The sequence below is a fragment of the Paenibacillus pseudetheri genome, assembly GCF_924513355.1.
In the GTDB taxonomy this organism is placed as follows: Bacteria; Bacillota; Bacilli; order Paenibacillales; family Paenibacillaceae; genus Paenibacillus_AQ; species Paenibacillus_AQ pseudetheri.
Window position 1 is genome coordinate 23,086 of sequence record NZ_CAKMAB010000011.1, and the last position, 16,888, is coordinate 39,973.

A 16,888-nucleotide genomic window follows, 5' to 3' on the forward strand; every position below is an offset into this window, starting at 1 on the left:
ATAAACATCTAATTAGAAATTAATCGAATTATTATTTTATGACAATGCTTTATTTTCGAGAATTTGCTAAGATGTAGTACATCATACATAACGAAATTATCCGAAAAGGAGGGCTCTACCTTTTGAAAATTGATCGATTGCTCTCTATCGTCATTCTGCTAATGAACCGGCGTCTCATTCAGGCGAAGGAGCTCGCCGACATGTTCGAAGTGTCCGTTCGCACCATTTACCGTGATATTGAAAGTATTAATGGGGCTGGAATTCCTATCGTCACCTATCAGGGATCGGGTGGTGGTATCGGCCTTATGGAAGGCTACCGGTTAGACCGCAATGTATTGACCGACCGCGAGCTGGCTGATATTTTCTCCGCTCTGCAAAGCGTCTCCTCTTATGGCGGAACTGAACACACTCTGCTCATGGAGAAGATCAGTAGCGTAATCCCGCCCTCACAGACCGCCGCTTTCCGAAGCAAAACGACCCAGCTTATCATCGATTTCTCTCCTTGGGGTCTTCAGCCTATCCTAGAAGAGAAGATTGCAACTTTAAAAGAGGCGCTGGAAGAAAACAGAACTGTGGCCTTTGATTATGTCAATGCCGAGGGGCAATCCAGTCAGCGTTCTGTCGAGCCCTATACTTTAGTCTTAAAAGGACAAGCATGGTACTTGTATGGTTACTGTCTGCAACGCCAGGATTTCAGATTATTCAAGCTACATCGTATGAAAGGACTCGTTAAAGAAAAACGGGAATTCATAAGAGAAGATAGGGACATGCAGGAGCTGCCCTGGAGCACTGATTATCAGCGAGTGACTTCAGCCTCAGTAGTGTCGCCAATCCTTCTGCACTTCACAGCTGAAGGGAGACATCTTGCGGAAGATCGCTTTGACTCCACTGAGCTTCAGCCGGACGGACATGGTGGATATAACGTGTCCATCCATTATCCCGAGGACGGATGGCTCTATGGTTTCTTGCTCAGCTTCGGAACGGCTTTAGAAGTGCTAGAGCCGGAACATATTCGTCAGAAGCTTGGGGAGTTGGCTCTTGGGGTTGCCAAAAAATATGCAACCTAGCTTTAAACCTGACGGTATGTCGTCAGATTCATAGTTCTATAATGTACTTAAAGCGAGTGCTCATAAGCTTCGCGTACTTTTAAAAGGAGTGCTGTATATGGAACAAGAGCATGTAGGACAATTAAAAGATGAGCCGAAATTTTGTCAAAGCTGTGGGATGCCTATGCCTACGGAAGATTTACTTGGAACGAACAAGGAAGGCCAAAAAATCGAGGATTATTGTGTATACTGCTACGAAGATGGAGCATTCAAACAGCCTGACATTACGCTGCAAGAAATGGCTGACATTTGTACAGGCTACTTGGTTCAAGAAGGAATGGACGAGGCGGTCGCCCGTAAATTACTCGCTGAACAGCTGCCTCATCTGAAACGGTGGAGAGGCGTAGCCAGCTCTCCTTCAATGAACTAATAATCAGCACAAAAAAGCGGACCAAGTGAATTCTTGGTCCGCTTTTTATAGGCAGTTCGTCTATATGTTGCCTTATTAAGCTCAGGTCAGACTGTAGGAGCCATCAAGCAGGGTCTGCTGCAGCGGTTTAACTGATTGTTCTAAATCAGATACCGTATTGCCTTCCAGACTGCTGGCAATAGACATCATCAGTTTGATCCGATTCGCTTGGTTAACTACACTAACTCCAGCATCATAATCAATGGCGACGATATTTGCGCCGGGATATAACTCCTTAAGGCCCTTAATCATCCCACGCCCGGTAATATGATTGGGCAAGCAGGCGAACGGCTGAATACAAGCAATATTATTCACACCATTATCCAGCAGATCCATCATTTCTGCAGTCAGGAACCATCCCTCACCCATCTGATTTCCTACGGATACCAGCCGGCTGGCTTTCTCAGCAAGACCATAAATATTCTCCCGTCCTTTAGCCAGTCCCGCATCCTCAAGCGCAAGCTTAATCGGCTTACGATAAATCTCCAGATAGGAGATCAACATCGGATTAATATACCCTAGTCGTTTACTTTTGCCGAATTGCTCGGCTTTGTAGATCGGATTATATACGCAATAAAAGATGAAATCTAAGAAGTCTGGCATTACCGCTTCTCCGCCCTCCGCCTCAATCATCTCGATGATGCGGTTGTTGGCGTCCGGGTGAAATTTAATCAGGATCTCTCCAACAATGCCTACTCTTGGTTTAGTAGCACCTGTAACGGGCAGCTTACAGAAATCGGCTACAATTTCACGAATCAGACGTTTATATTCTCGGAACGAGAAGTTGACTAGGCTGACCTTACAGCGCTCCATCCCCTTACGGAACAAACGCTCAGCACTCCCTGGAACGACCTCATACGGCCTAAAATGATTTAGCAACCGCATCATTAGATCACCATAGCAAGCCGCAGCGATCAGCCGATTTGCCAGCTTAAGACTGATTCGGAAGCCTGGCTGGTTCTCCATTCCAGAAGCATTCAGCGAAATCACAGGAATCTGTTCGAGGTCTGAATCCTTTAAGGCTTTGCGGAGCAAAGAAATATAGTTCGTCGCCCGGCAGCCACCGCCCGTCTGTGACATGATTACAGCGGTACGATTCGGATCATAGTCCCCACTCTTCAGTGCCGACAGAATCTGCCCTATCGTTACGATTGCGGGATAACATGCATCATTGTTAACGTATCTAAGGCCCTCTTCCGTCTCTTCAGGTCCAGTGGTTTCAAGGATCTTGAGACGGTATCCCGCATCGCGGAAAACCTGCTCAAACAATTCAAAATGAATGGGCGACATCTGCGGCGCAAGGATCGTGTACGTTTCTTTCATTTCCTTCGTGAATGCTACATTAGCCTGTATTTTAGGCGGCTTCTGTGGCAGCACCTTTCCTTTTTCCCGTTCGCGCATCGCTGCCAGCAGTGAACGCAGCCGAATGCGCGCAGCGCCAAGGTTGCTAATCTCATCGATTTTGATCAGCGTATATACTTTGTTATGCCTTTCCATAATGTCTTGCACGGCATCACAGGTAATCGCATCTATCCCACAACCGAAGGAAGTCAATTGAACAAGCTCCAGGTCGGTTCGGACTGCGGCAAGACGGGCTGCGCGGTACATTCGGGCATGATAGGTCCACTGATTAACTACCGCAACATCCCCTTCACTTCGGTCCAGATGGCAGACAGAATCTTCTGTCAGCACGGCGAGTCCCATACCGGTAATCATATCTGCTATGCCATGATTAATCTCAGGATCCGCATGATAAGGGTGACCACAGAGAAGTATTCCCTTGTTCCCAGTGCTGGCAAGATACGCAAGCGTCTCTTCACCTTTGGTGCGCACATCACTTTTCGCGCGATCAGCTTCTGTAAGTCCTGCCTGCACAGCATTCGCAATCTCTTCTCTCGGAATCCCTGTAAATGTCTTCACGAGTCCCTTAGTCAGCGCAGATCTATCGTCGAAGGTCAGAAACGGGCTGACCAGCGTGATTCCATTCTCCTTTAGCCCATCCATATTGTTGCGGATGACCTCAGGATAAGAGGCGACCACCGGACAATTGAAATGATTATCCGCTGCTTCATCTTCCTTCTTCTCATACACTACGGCAGGATAAAAAATAAAATCGACGCCTTTACCAATCAAGCTCTGCACATGTCCGTGCGCCATCTTTGCAGGATAGCAGATCGATTCTGAAGGAATCGTATCCATCCCACTTTCGTAGAGCTTCTTGCTTGATTTAGGAGAGAGAATTACCCGGTAGCTAAGTTTGGTGAAAAAAGTATGCCAAAACGGGTAATTCTCGAACATATTCATCGTACGTGGAATACCGACAGTGCCCCGTGCTGCACCTGCCTCCGGTAATGCTTCATAGTCAAAGAAACGTTCATACTTATACTGCATCAAATTTGGCAGTACATTCTTCTCTTTCCTGCCTCCTGCACCACGCTCGCAGCGATTGCCTGTAACGTAGAAGCTCTTGTCCGGGAACCGGCTGATCGTTAACGCACAGTTATTTCCACAGCGGCCACAGCGACCTGAAGACACCTCGTACTTAAAGCCTGCTATTTCCTCCGGTCCAAGCAGTGTACTTTTTCCGTCAGCCCCTGCCTGCTCATGAGCAATCAGTGCACAACCGTACGCTCCCATAACGCCAGCAATATCCGGTCTGACTACCGTTCTCCCCGTTAGGCACTCAAAGGCCCGCAATACAGCTTCGTTATAGAAGGTGCCGCCCTGAACAATAATATTTCGCCCTAAATCCTCAGGGTTGCGAATTTTAATTACTTTTTGCAGGGCATTCTTAATCACGGAATAGGCAAGACCTGCCGAAAGATCCGCCAGCGACGCACCTTCCTTCTGAACCTGCTTCACTTTAGAATTCATGAATACCGTACAGCGGGAACCCAAATTAACCGGTTTGACCGCTTCCAGCGCCGACTTGGCAAACTCCTCGACACCTAATCCGAGCGCAGAAGCAAAGCTCTCCAGAAAAGAGCCACAGCCTGCCGAACAGGCTTCATTGAGCATTAGACTGTCGATAGCACCGCCGCGGATCTTGATGCATTTCATGTCCTGTCCGCCGATATCCAGAATAAAGTCTACCTCCGGCATGAACTTAGATGCGGCCTTGTAATGAGCAACCGTCTCCACTTCACCGCCGTCCGTCCATAAAGCGGCTTTGATTAACCCCTCTCCATAACCTGTTACATAAGAACCTGCAATATAACAGCCTTCTGGTAGAACCCGATACATTTCCTTCAGTGCCTCACTGACAGAATACAGGGGATTCCCCTTGTTGCTGCCATAAAAGGTATGTAGAATTTCGTCAGCAGAGCCGGTTAATACGAGCTTGGTTGTTGTTGAACCCGCATCGATCCCCAGATAGCAAGGGCCACGATACAGAGCCAGGTCTGATCTGGCAGCAGAAGCTTTACCATGGCGCTGACGGAACGCAGCAAGCTCATCGGGGTTCTCAAACAGCGGTGGTAATTCAGCATCCGTTGCCCGATCCGCTGTAAAATCCACGGCTGCTATTCGCGTGATCCAACCTGAAAGCGGTAAAACAGTAGGATCCGCTTCAGAAAGTGCAGATCCAATCGCTACGAAATACTGCGACCGCTCAGGGAAAAGAATATCTGACTCCGCAAGTTCAAGCGTCTCCGCAAAACGCTGACGCAGGGCTGGCAGGAAGGTTAACGGCCCGCCAAGGAAAGCCACCCGTCCGCGAATCGGACGTCCGCAAGCGAGACCGCTGATCGTCTGATTAACAATACTCTGAAAGATTGAAGCCGCCACATCCTCCCGGCGAGCCCCCTCGTTTAGTAGCGGCTGCACATCGCTTTTGGCGAATACACCGCAGCGTGAAGCGATAGGATAGATTCGATCATGCTTCTCTGCTAATGCGTTTAAGCCCGCTGGGTCGGTCTGTAGCAGCGATGCCATTTGATCAATGAATGCTCCCGTTCCACCCGCGCAAGCCGTATTCATACGCTGCTCAATGCCGCCTCGGAGATAAATTATCTTGGCATCCTCCCCTCCCAGTTCAATCGCCGTATCGCATTCTGGAATCAGCTCGCCAATCGCCTTCGTACAGGCGATCACCTCCTGAACGAACGGTACACCTCCCAGTTTAGATAAAGATAAGCCTGAGGAACCGCTTACAGTAAGGGCTGCGCCTCTCTCAGGAAATCTGCTCTGTACGTCAGATAGAAGAGAGAGGGCTGCTTTTTTTATATCGCTATAATGTCTTACATAGTCCTGATAAACAATAGTGTTACGCTCTATAACAACCAATTTTGCAGTAGTTGATCCGATATCAAGGCCAATACGCAGCATTATCACTACACCACCTCGTCTTGCTCCAAATTTGAAGCAATTATGAGGAAACTATATCATGACAACACCTTATGAAAGCTGTTAAAAATGTAACAGACTTTTACAAAAAGTTATTAACAAACTTTATGATTTGGAAATCCCTGCTATGGCTGATGCTACATGACCTTTCACTCGTACTTTCCGCCATTCCTCGACTAAGGTCCCCTGCTCATCGATCAGAAAAGTAGAACGTACTATGCCCATGTATTCTCTACCATAGAGCTTCTTAAGCTGCCATACACCGAACATTTCACTGATCTTATGATCCTCATCAGACAACAGTGGAAAGGGTAGACTATTCTTCTCCGTAAATCTCATATGCGAAGCCAAAGGATCTGGACTGATGCCTAGAACAACCGCACCAAGCGTAGTAATCTGATCATGGGCGTCCCGGAATTCGCAGGCCTCCTGTGTACAGGCTGGTGTCATATTTTTAGGATAAAAATATAAAATGACCTTTCGGCCCAGGTAATCACTTAAACTAACCTCTTGCCCGTTGGAAGACGGAAGGGTGAAATTCGGTACTTTTTGTCCTATCGCTACTTCGTTCAAGTTATATCCACTCCTTCTTGATATTGGAGGATCGAGCATGAATTGCGCGTATCCCCAAAAGAAATTATAATGTAGAGAATGTGAATGCGAAAGGAAGAACGAGAAATGCCACCTAGAAAGAAAAGGCACGCAAAGACTGGTAAGTCAAAGAAGAAACCGCTGCTTTGGATACTGGCCATTATACTCCTCCTTATTATCGGCGGGGCCATTTACTACTTTACATCCATTTACACTGAGCTTGGCAGTATGTCGAACACCGAGAATTCACCATTCAAGAATGCTGAAACCGTTGATGTTGACACGCCAGAACCTCCAAAGTGGGAAGGTACAGAGCCTGTTAATATACTACTAATGGGCGTGGATGCCCGCGGTGTCAAGAAGGGGGAAATTCCTCGTTCCGATACAATGCTCGTCGCCTCACTTGATCCCGTGAAGAAGAAAATCAGCGTATTCTCAATTCTTAGAGACACTTACGTTCCGATTCCAGATCACGGCGAAAAACGTATTAATTCAGCTATCATTTATGGACCTAACACGGCGATGCAGACTGTAAGCGATCTGCTCGGCATCCCGATTCAATATTATGTCTACACGGACTTCCAAGGATTCATCAAGCTAGTAGATGCCGTTGGTGGTGTAGATTATGAAGTCGAGAAGGACATGGTGTACAAGACCATTGCAGATGGTCCCGAATATGACATTGATCTTAAAAAGGGATATCAGCATCTCGACGGTAATAAAGCTCTGCAATATGTACGTTTTCGACATGATGCTACCTCCGACTTCACTCGGACTGAGCGCCAACGTGCATTTCTCAAGGTTGTAGCTGACAAACTGATCCAGACCACATCCATAATCAAGCTACCGAATATCCTAGGTCAAGTTACACCTTATATCGAAACCAATATGTCAGTAAATGACATGTGGAAGCTGGCAACCGTTGGGTACGACAGCACCATGGGCGGTAGTGAGCAAATTCCTCCGATGGATCTGCTCAAAGAGGAGACCGTTGACGGAGCATCCGTTATAGGCATTCGCAGTAAGGAGAGATTGAAGGAATTTGTGCAGGATACCTTAAATGGTCCTGAGCCTACGCCTACACCTTCACCAGAGACTACTTCAAATAGTAATACAAGCGGAACCAAGTAAGAATCTGACAAGCAACGTTCACAAGTAGACACAACAGGCAATGGTATAATACGGGCGGACAGCGGAGACACCGTTGTTCGCCCGTTGCCATGAGCACCAACAATCGAAAGGATGATCACATTATGAATCGTTCCACATCTGAGCAACTTTATCACGAAGCCCTTCAACATATCGTTGGAGGTGTAAATAGCCCTTCCCGCTCTTTTAAAGCCGTTGGAGGCGGAGCACCTGTATTTATGAAACGTGCCAGCGGATCTCACTTCTGGGATGTAGATGGCAATGAATATATCGACTATCTCCAAGCCTATGGACCGATCATTACCGGCCATGCTCACCCACATATAACGAAGGCAATTACCACAGCAGCTGAGAATGGTGTTCTTTACGGAACCCCAACAGAGCTCGAAATCAAACTCGCTAAAATGCTTAAAGAAGCTATTCCTTCTATGGATAAAGTTCGTTTCGTCAATTCCGGCACAGAAGCGGTTATGACTACCATTCGTGTCGCTCGTGCTTATACAAAGCGCAGCAAAATCGTAAAATTCGCTGGCTGTTATCACGGCCATTCTGATCTGGTGCTCGTTGCAGCAGGATCCGGACCTTCTACGCTTGGCATTCCAGATAGTGCCGGCGTTCCTAGCAGTATTGCACAGGAAGTAATCACTGTTCCTTTTAATGATCTGGAAAGCCTGCAAGAAGCACTGGACAAATGGGGCGAAGATGTCGCCGCTGTAATGGTTGAACCGATCGTCGGTAATTTCGGTATGGTGATGCCGAAGCCCGGATTCCTCGAAGGGCTCTGCAAGCTAGCTCATGCTAACGGCTCACTCGTTATTTATGACGAAGTCATTACGGCCTTCCGCTTCCACTATGGTTCCACACAGACATATGCTGGACTGGATAACCATGAAGATATTACTCCTGACCTTACAGCACTCGGCAAAATCATCGGTGGCGGCCTGCCTATCGGCGCTTACGGCGGACGCAAGCATGTGATGGAACAAGTAGCACCACTAGGACCAGCATACCAAGCGGGAACAATGGCGGGAAACCCTGCTTCCATTTCCGCAGGGATCGCCTGTCTGGAAGTGCTGAGCGCAGAAGGCGTATACGATGAGATGGAACGGCTTGCGATCCGCCTTGTCGACGGACTTCAGGAATCTGCTGACCGTCATGGTATTCCACTGACGATCAACCGCATCCGTGGTTCATTCTCTACTCATTTCTGCAAGCATCCAGTTACGAATTACGATGAGGCACAGGATACAGATGGCGAATTGTTCGCTAGCTTCTTCCGTCACATGTTGAACCGCGGGATTAACCTCGCCCCTTCGAAATATGAGGCTTGGTTCCTGACCACAGCACATACCGTTACTGATATCGAAGCTACGCTAATTGCAGCAGAAGCGTCATTCCGTGCTATGGCGGCTGAGAAATAAGACTTTATTTACGGCCACTAAACATACTAAAACCTACCACCAAGCTTCTGGTGATAGGTTTTTTTGCATAGGCACTATTCGAAGTCGACTTGCTTGTCCAATATAATCTCCGTCATTGAAGGCCCAAACATTCTGTCTTCACCAGGTATTAAGGAAAATTGAACCGTATCCAGATCCGTTGGTAGCGGTGGCCAGACCAAGAATTTCATTTGTGTATGAGCGCCCCCTCCGTGGCCTCCATGCGGTTGGATTTCATAGGCTGCCTCACTCATAATTTCCAATGTTAGGGCGGCTCTAAGATGAACGTGCTCCACCGTTTCTTTTAAATACTTAATTTCCACAGTAACGATGCTGAGAGCTTCATACTGCATAGCGTGTGTAAGTGTATATTCGCAATCTTCGAGGACTATCCGCTTCACGATTGGAAGTACACCGAGAAGCAAGCCGGGTTCTTCCCAATATTTCCGTCTGGGTACAGCCTCATTCAGACTGTGTATATACTGTACAATCTGAGAAGTGTCCATCTCGAATCTAGTTGACCACTCCTCAAGGACCTCACTTTCGGGGGAAAACCGTTTCTTGCCTGTTATAGCTTTACGTTCCTGAATCAATGATAAAATCTGCTCATCAATCTTCTTAACCTCATCATTATATTCGTTGACCACGCCTCTTATTGGCATTCTACCCCAACCCATTTAATAACCTCCTTCTGATAATAAAGTTAATTTCTACCCATTAGCTACATGGTACCTCTTGTGGATTAATTTGTAAAATATTTGAAATCATTCAATCTTGCAGATAGCAAAAAAAAGCATGCGCCCCTCAGCTTTATGCTGTAAGACCACACGCTTTACGATTCAGAGATTTTCTTTTACTCGTACAAGTTACGGATTTCCACTCCCTGAGGAAGCTTGAATGGATTTTCCTTGTTGATTCGGTCGTAGAACATGATCCCATCGAGATGATCAATCTCATGCTGGATGATGATGGCTTGGTAGCCCTTAAATTTAAGGACAACCTCCTTTCCCTCAAGATCATATCCCTTTACCTTTACAGATTCATAACGAGGTACAAATCCATGAACCGGTCGATCAACGGACAGACACCCCTCACTCTCCGGTAAGTACACCATGGTTAGTGAGTGACTGATGATCTTAGGATTAACCCAAGCATGCTCTACAATTCTCCCTCTCTCATCCGTAGAATACATCACGAACATACGCTTCAACAGTCCGATTTGATTCGCCGACAGACCTACGCCAGAACGTAAATTGTATTCTTCGGAAATCTCCGGATCCTGACTGTTCTTCAGAAACTGAAGCATACATTGCAGAGTCTCACGATCCTCCTCTTGTAAAGGAAGCTCTACTGGTTGAGCCACGGTACGAAGCACGGGATGACCTTCCCGTACAATATCATCCATAGTAATGATATATTCAGCACTAAATTTTGAACTAGACAATATTCCATCCACCTTTGCCTTACGGGCTTAATTTAAAATACTTATGATATAGTATGCAGATTTATGGATTTATGAAAGCGGTTCGCAGTTTGCTACTATAATTAACATCAAATCCAAGTCCGGTCGCCAATGCGGCAAGGGGAAGATAAGTTTTATCTTCTTTGCCTACCTTTTGCAGAAAAGCAGGGGTATCAATGGCTACATTCTGTCCATTCACCTTAATAAATTTGCTACCGATCGTGATTACAACCGTCCGTCCACCGTATTCAATAGTCGCACTAGAGGTTTTATTATCCCACTTTCCGTTAGCCCCTACGGCATTTAGAATATCTTTAAGCGCCAAGAAGTTCTGGCCATTCTTAAGGATGGGCTTATTCGGCGTATTTAACTCTACACCCTTTACAACAATCGACATCGGTACAGTATCCGTAGCCATCGTCGCTACAGTGGGAATGCGGTATTCCCCCCATTGTAATTCAGCAAACACTTTTGCAATGGTCTCGTATCCGAGCTGCGTAGGGTGAAAATCCGCTTGTCCTGCCCCGATAATATGCGTGAGTGATCCCTCTGAGCCGGCAAACTTTGCCGCTACATGAGCTACTAATACCTTTGCTCCCTCTTGATTCATACTTGCAGACACACGATCTGCCGAATCCGTAAATTTCGCTGCTGCGGTCATCAATTTAGTGTACATTGCACCAAGAGCGATCTTAGGAGCAGGCTGATATTGGTCAGCCAGTATAATTGTTGCTTGAGGATTTACCGCACGAATATTCTCAAGACTCGCCTTCACATTCGTATTGTATTCCGCTAACTTCTGCTCCAGCTGAGATTCGAAATCTGTATCTGTCAGCTCCTTAACCTGTAAGAAAAGACGGCTTACATCATTCCCCCCAATTGTAATCGTAATCAGATCGGCTTCCTTCAGCTCTGATGCGATCTGTGGGGTTAACTTTACGAACTGGTCTATCCGCGGATCTGGGAGACCTGACTGAATACCTTCAGCAGTAATTACTGAGCCATCCTTGATGGCTCCTGTGTAATTACGTAATCCAGCAGTGGTCAATCCAAGAATACCATAATTGGTAAGCTCGCTCCGGCCATGATACCACCCCTGCTCCAGTAGTCGCTCCGCATAACCGTAAGGCTTGGTATTCACATCCGTCATTCCCGGCTCATATCCGGCAGTAATCGAATCGCCAAGAGCTACGATGCGAAAGACATCCTGACTTGCATCTTGTGCTGTAGACGTGTCAGCTGCATTTGCCGATCCGGCACCTACGCCAATCAGCACAGATAACAAAAGCATACTGCTTGTGCTAGCTGATAAAATCCTTCTCCACTTGCTTAGCATCGTATCCCTCCCAAAATGTTCTAATTCTCATTCTACCATCCCTGATAGCAACGCAAAAGAGCGGCCTCCCATATTCGGGAAACCGCTCTGAAAATCACCATTATTATCACAGCTAGAAACGAATGTCTTATTCTTTATTTGAATCCTCTTGTGAATTGAAATTTTTCCCGGCACGTTCCAGATATTTATCATAACGATCGTCTAGTTCATGTCCAATCTTACGATACCGGAGCGTCTCCTCCACAATAGGATCCATTGTGGTCTGGATACGGATTTCATACTTCGGAGAGATCTCACGGATTTCTTTAGCTATACGGTCACCCTGTTCCATCTCACCCTCAACCAACATTTCGCTTAGCTTGCGTTCCAGATCATCCTTCTCGCTCATGATGCATCGTCCTCCCTAAAGCTTATATCCTGTTGCTTCAGCATTCTTCAGTGACGAAACCAAATATTCGTGAATATGACCATTACTTGCTACTATATGACGAGTGCCAATATCGTATGGGCGTCCAAGCGTATCCGTAATTCTGCCCCCTGATTCAAGCACTAGCAGCACTCCTGCTGCACAATCCCAAGGGCTTAAGCCTACTTCCCAGTATCCATCTACCCGACCAGCTGCCACATAAGCCAAGTGTAGAGCAGCTGAACCTCCTGCGCGAATACCACGAATCTGCGGAAGAATGCTCTGCAGTCCTGCCATATTCACAGGTTGCGCAAATTCACGGTCCGGCGGAAAGCCCATTGCAATCAAGCTGTCTCCAAAAACGTCCTCCGTAGAAACTGCGGTAGGAACACCATGCATATAGGCTCCCTTACCTTTTTCAGCAACGAACATTTCATCACGAATCGGATCGTAAATTACACCCACCGTTAATTCTCCACGAATCACTAAAGCAATGGAGACACAGTAAAAAGGAAATCCGTGTACAAAATTAGTCGTACCATCTACGGGATCTACAATCCACAGATATTCATGCTCACGAGCTTCTTCCAATGCAGCGGTTGCCGCTGCTGCTCCCGGGGATACGCCTTCCTCACCGAGGATCGCATGATCTGGATAATGTGTCAGAATCAACCTGCGGATCATCTGTTCAACGCCTTTATCTACTTCCGTGACCAGATCCTGTGCCGATGTCTTTGTATTAAGTTCCTTCACCAGGCCCTGTCTGCTCTTTATCCATTCTCCTGCTTTGGCAGCAGCATTAATAGCCACCGCCGTATGTCCCTTGCTCGTTACTACATAGGGTTCACGTTCTTTCTTACCCTCTGGTTTTAAAGGACTCATATCTTCACTCCGCTTCCTTGAACATAATCGCCATTGGCATGAAATTTAAAGCAATCCTATTCACAATACCGTTCAATACGCCAAAACGTTCTCAAAGTTCCGCCATAAGGGGCATACCCACTTCTATGATCCCTTGAATACTAATCGTAATAAAGTTTCATTCAACGTACCCTATTTCAAGTTACATATCAAGTCATGATAGGGCCCGTATTCGGGACCTATCGCCTTGTTTTCATTGTTTAAGGTTCGATATTCACACTTGCCCCATTTAATACAGAAATTCCGTTACCGGCATCCGCCAGCTCCTTCATTGCTTCCATCAATCCAAATAACGCGCCATCTTTTAGTTTTGCCTCAATCATAACATCGACAGCAGGGGTATCTGCAGCTATTCGCTTTAGAAAAGCTACTAATGGCGCAGGCTCCACACCATCGGCATGGCTGCGCGGATCAGACGGACTGCGCGGACTAGATACATGAATCTTAGGCGGGAGAAGCTCTCCCAGTGGAGCATCCTTCTGTGCAAACTCGCTCCGCCATGTCTGCTGAATGTCAGGCCACAGCTCCCAAGGGAGCTCACCTTCATTATTCACCCATTGATGGTGAATATCCAGCACCATCGGCAGACCTACGTTCTGGCAGACTGCCAGTGTCTCCGGGGCTGTGAAGGTTTTATCATCGTTCTCCAGCGTAATACGTGCCTGCAGCGCTGCTGGCAGCTCGCGGAAATGCTTCTCGAACCGCTTGGCTGCCGCCGGCTTGTCCCCATAGGCTCCGCCGATATGAATATTGTTCTTCGCCATGGCAGGTAGTCCCATGGCATTCAACATGTCCGTATGGTGCTGCAAATCCCGAATGGAACTTACTAGCACCTCAGGGCGGGGTGTACTAAGCACTGTAAAGTGATCTGGATGAAAAGACACCCGCATCCCATGCTTTTTCACATATTGCCCCACTTCCGCAAATTCCTCAGCGAGCGCAGCAAACGGATTCCAATCCTTTAAATCAGGATGCGTCGCCAGAGGAATCAACTTCGAAGTGAGACGGTACACGAAGATGTCCGAACCCACATTATGCTTCATTAGTCGCAGCGTATTGTGCAGATTCATCCGAGCGAGGTTCTCCAAACGCCGAAGTGCCGCTTCACGGTCATCCAGCTTCTTGAAGGAGGCCATCGTCATAGTCTTGGATGGTGAGCAGTCTTTGATAACGGTGGACATCGCTACATATCCAAAACGGACAATCATCCCTGCGCTCCAAAAAACATTTCATCTGCTAGTAGCGTCTGCACTCTGGACTCTTCTTCATTCAATTTACGCACGAGTTCCATTTCAACCGCTGTAACCTCATGCCCCTGAAAATTAATCTCTGCGATCGAGGCTGAGATTTTGACGATCGCTACAGCTACATTCTCAGGTGTGTAGGCAATCACCTTCTGACCCGTTGGATACACGCGAAAGCCCTGCTTCACCATTTTGGTACGCCCATACTCCAGCAGCTCGTACAGCTCTTGTTCATTCTTGAACTTACAGACGGAATTGAATTCAGTTTGAAAACCCATATTTCTTCGCCCCTTTCCAGTCGGGATGAACCCGCTAGTAGCTTCAATTACTCGTTGTCATACTTAAGACCTTGTTTGAAATTATAGCGCTCTAAGGCTAACTCAATCATTCGGTCTAACAGAGCTCTATAGGATACACCTGTCTCACGCCACAATAGCGGATACATGCTGTAAGGAGTGAAGCCAGGCATCGTATTCACTTCGTTAATTAGAATTTTACCATCCGATCTCCGCAGGAAGAAGTCCGCCCGGGTAATCCCGCTACCCTCTATCGCTCTAAAAGCGGTTATCGCGGACTCCCGCAGACGATCAGCAACTTCAGAATCTACTGGCGCAGGAATCATCATTTGCGATTTGCCGTCCGTATATTTAGCTGCGTAGTCATAATATTCTCCAGAAGAAACGATTTCACCCGGAACAGAGGCCTCTGGCTCATCATTTCCGAGCACACCGACCTCTACCTCACGAGCATCCACGAATTCCTCAATAATGACTTTGGTGTCATAACGGAAGGCGAAATCTATAGCTTTTACAAGGCTTTCCTTATCAGAAGCCTTAGAAATACCTACACTTGAGCCCAGATTAGCAGGCTTCACGAATACTGGATACCCCAGTTTATCCTCTACACCCATAATCAACTCATGACTTTTTCTTTTCCAAGCGCTGATGTTAAAATAACAATATTCACACTGATCCAGACCTGCATCAGCGAATAGCTTCTTCATAACAACCTTATCCATACCTGCCGAAGAGGCAAGAACTCCAGCACCAATATAAGGGATATTAGCCATTTCAAATAACCCTTGAATCGTTCCGTCCTCACCATAGGTGCCGTGCAGTAGCGGGAACATGACGTCCACAGCTTTTTCCGCACCGGATAGTGCACTAAATACTACATTCAAGGCTGTGCCCATATCTTCCGTTGCATCTGCAAGCTTGAGCTGCTCTACCTCACTATAAGGTGCCGATAATGTCTCTCCGACTTTCCACAAGCCCTGTTTTGAAATGTAAAAAGGAATGATCTCATATTTATCGTAATCAAATGAGTTCATCACGGCAAAGGCCGTCTGTAGCGATACCTCATGTTCTCCGGATTTGCCCCCGTACACCAGCCCTACGGTCAGTTTTGTGTTCCCCATACCTCTTTAACCTCTTTCTGTCTTATAAATAGTCGTTAATATGAAAAAAACGGTATTTCGTTTGATCCGTCCATGCGTAGGAATCACGATAGTCCCAGAAGCGATGACGGCTGCTAACTGTACGTGCATTCACAAGCGGCATGCCACCAGCATCGAAGGCTGTGACGATCGTGCTGTGCTGATATTGCCCGTTACCATCCCAGTCATATTGAATGATATCGCCCAGTATCAATTGCTCCGGCCGCTCCATGACTTCCGCACGCAAGCCACTGCTCCGGCTAACGCTCAAATAGCGCTGCAGACTGTCTGATACAGCCCAGCTATAACTCCACCATTCTTGTTTTCCTTGGTAGCCTTTGTACCACCAACCCGTTTCTCTTTTACCAGTATAGTTGATAGGCGCGCCCCCTGCAAAGAGGCATTGGGAGACATAATTCGTACAATCCACCTCAAACGTTTCGAACTCCGGATTGCCATCTTTCCACCAACGGTCGGCATAAGCCACTGCTTCTTCACGGTTGTAGCGAATCTCTCTTGAGCCAGAAATCTCCCCAAGAATATTTCGGTTTAGAAGGGGCTGTGATGGTAGCGGAGCAGGCAAAGCTTCCCCCCATTTGGACAACCTGCCTGGTAACTCCGCCTCAGCTCTATGAACTGTATTCCTTTCGGGAATGGTTCGTTCTATAGCAGTGATTTCCCAGCCCCCTCCGTCCCGCACAAAGGTCAACCGCTCCAGCTCAACCCTATCCTCGCGGTGGTTAACGCCTCCTTTTTCATAATAAAGTGCACTATGCAGCGTAACCTCTGCTACCACCTCAGTCGGAGTCTGCCGGACGGTCCGTAAAGTTTTTACACCTGTTTCCCCACGCAGCGGAGTGATCCCACGAGCGTTATACCATTCAGTGATACGGTGTGAACGTTCCCCTTGCTCCACCAGATAACGTGGATCTTTGACGGATACGGAAACTTTTTGCGATGAGTACTTAGGTTCCACCCTAGCCTTATTCACTTGATCTACATATACATATAGACTCTGCTTCCACTGTTGTTCCATTATACTCGCA

Annotated in this window: 15 protein-coding genes; 4 read left to right on the forward strand and 11 right to left on the reverse strand. The window is 47.1% G+C overall.

All coding sequences use genetic code 11. The annotated features are described in order from the left end of the window. Positions 1-122: 122 nt before the first annotated feature. On the forward strand, positions 123-1,067 hold the full coding sequence (locus L1028_RS12335) for a helix-turn-helix transcriptional regulator (protein WP_234534168.1): 945 nt from the start codon (positions 123-125) through the stop codon (positions 1,065-1,067). A 97-nt stretch (positions 1,068-1,164) separates the two neighbouring features. Beyond that, a complete protein-coding gene (locus L1028_RS12340; protein ID WP_234534170.1) occupies positions 1,165-1,476 on the forward strand; it encodes a zinc ribbon domain-containing protein in 312 nt (103 codons plus the stop codon). Positions 1,477-1,557: 81 nt separating this feature from the next. Here L1028_RS12340 and L1028_RS12345 read toward each other — a convergent pair whose 3' ends face one another. Together L1028_RS12345 and bcp are read right to left on the reverse strand one after the other, a co-directional pair. Next, entirely contained in the window at positions 1,558-5,841 is a 4,284-nt protein-coding gene (locus L1028_RS12345; RefSeq protein ID WP_234534172.1) for a 2-hydroxyacyl-CoA dehydratase, read from the reverse strand. 123 nt (positions 5,842-5,964) lie between these two features. Next, the gene (gene bcp, locus L1028_RS12350; RefSeq protein ID WP_423803036.1) at positions 5,965-6,432 is read right to left on the reverse strand and encodes a thioredoxin-dependent thiol peroxidase; all 468 of its coding nucleotides are present in this window, start codon (positions 6,430-6,432) and stop codon (positions 5,965-5,967) included. A gap of 105 nt (positions 6,433-6,537) precedes the next feature. On the opposite strand from bcp, the gene L1028_RS12355 reads away from it, so the two are divergent. Continuing rightward, complete coding sequence (locus L1028_RS12355; RefSeq protein WP_234534176.1) at positions 6,538-7,581, forward strand: LCP family protein; 1,044 nt, start codon at positions 6,538-6,540, stop codon at positions 7,579-7,581. A 122-nt stretch (positions 7,582-7,703) separates the two neighbouring features. Further along, positions 7,704-9,020, forward strand: coding sequence for a glutamate-1-semialdehyde 2,1-aminomutase (locus L1028_RS12360; RefSeq protein WP_234534179.1), 1,317 nt, complete (start codon positions 7,704-7,706; stop codon positions 9,018-9,020). A gap of 74 nt (positions 9,021-9,094) precedes the next feature. Here L1028_RS12360 and L1028_RS12365 read toward each other — a convergent pair whose 3' ends face one another. From L1028_RS12365 to L1028_RS12405, 9 genes are all read right to left on the reverse strand, one after another. After that, positions 9,095-9,715, reverse strand: a complete 621-nt coding sequence (locus L1028_RS12365) for a hypothetical protein (RefSeq protein ID WP_234534182.1) — start codon at positions 9,713-9,715, stop codon at positions 9,095-9,097. A gap of 176 nt (positions 9,716-9,891) precedes the next feature. Continuing rightward, entirely contained in the window at positions 9,892-10,443 is a 552-nt protein-coding gene (def, locus tag L1028_RS12370) for a peptide deformylase (RefSeq protein ID WP_042193240.1), read from the reverse strand. A 100-nt stretch (positions 10,444-10,543) separates the two neighbouring features. After that, positions 10,544-11,836 (reverse strand): stalk domain-containing protein, encoded by a 1,293-nt coding sequence (locus L1028_RS12375; RefSeq protein ID WP_234534184.1) that lies wholly within the window; start codon positions 11,834-11,836, stop codon positions 10,544-10,546. Positions 11,837-11,963: 127 nt separating this feature from the next. Then, positions 11,964-12,224, reverse strand: coding sequence for a hypothetical protein (locus L1028_RS12380; RefSeq protein ID WP_234534186.1), 261 nt, complete (start codon positions 12,222-12,224; stop codon positions 11,964-11,966). 15 nt (positions 12,225-12,239) lie between these two features. Next, complete coding sequence (locus L1028_RS12385; RefSeq protein ID WP_042184672.1) at positions 12,240-13,124, reverse strand: inositol monophosphatase family protein; 885 nt, start codon at positions 13,122-13,124, stop codon at positions 12,240-12,242. A gap of 239 nt (positions 13,125-13,363) precedes the next feature. Continuing rightward, positions 13,364-14,371 carry a UV DNA damage repair endonuclease UvsE gene (gene uvsE, locus L1028_RS12390; protein ID WP_234534189.1) on the reverse strand — a complete coding sequence of 336 codons (1,008 nt, stop codon included), beginning with the start codon at positions 14,369-14,371 and terminating at the stop codon, positions 13,364-13,366. Further along, positions 14,368-14,685 carry a hypothetical protein gene (locus L1028_RS12395; RefSeq protein WP_234534191.1) on the reverse strand — a complete coding sequence of 106 codons (318 nt, stop codon included), beginning with the start codon at positions 14,683-14,685 and terminating at the stop codon, positions 14,368-14,370. Before L1028_RS12395 ends, uvsE begins: the two co-directional genes overlap by 4 nt. 47 nt (positions 14,686-14,732) lie before the next feature. Beyond that, positions 14,733-15,824: a D-alanine--D-alanine ligase gene (locus tag L1028_RS12400; protein ID WP_234534193.1), complete on the reverse strand. Its 1,092-nt coding sequence runs from the start codon at positions 15,822-15,824 to the stop codon at positions 14,733-14,735. 22 nt (positions 15,825-15,846) lie between these two features. Beyond that, the gene (locus tag L1028_RS12405) at positions 15,847-16,881 is read right to left on the reverse strand and encodes an amidase domain-containing protein (protein WP_234534423.1); all 1,035 of its coding nucleotides are present in this window, start codon (positions 16,879-16,881) and stop codon (positions 15,847-15,849) included. Between the last annotated feature and the right edge of the window lie 7 nt (positions 16,882-16,888).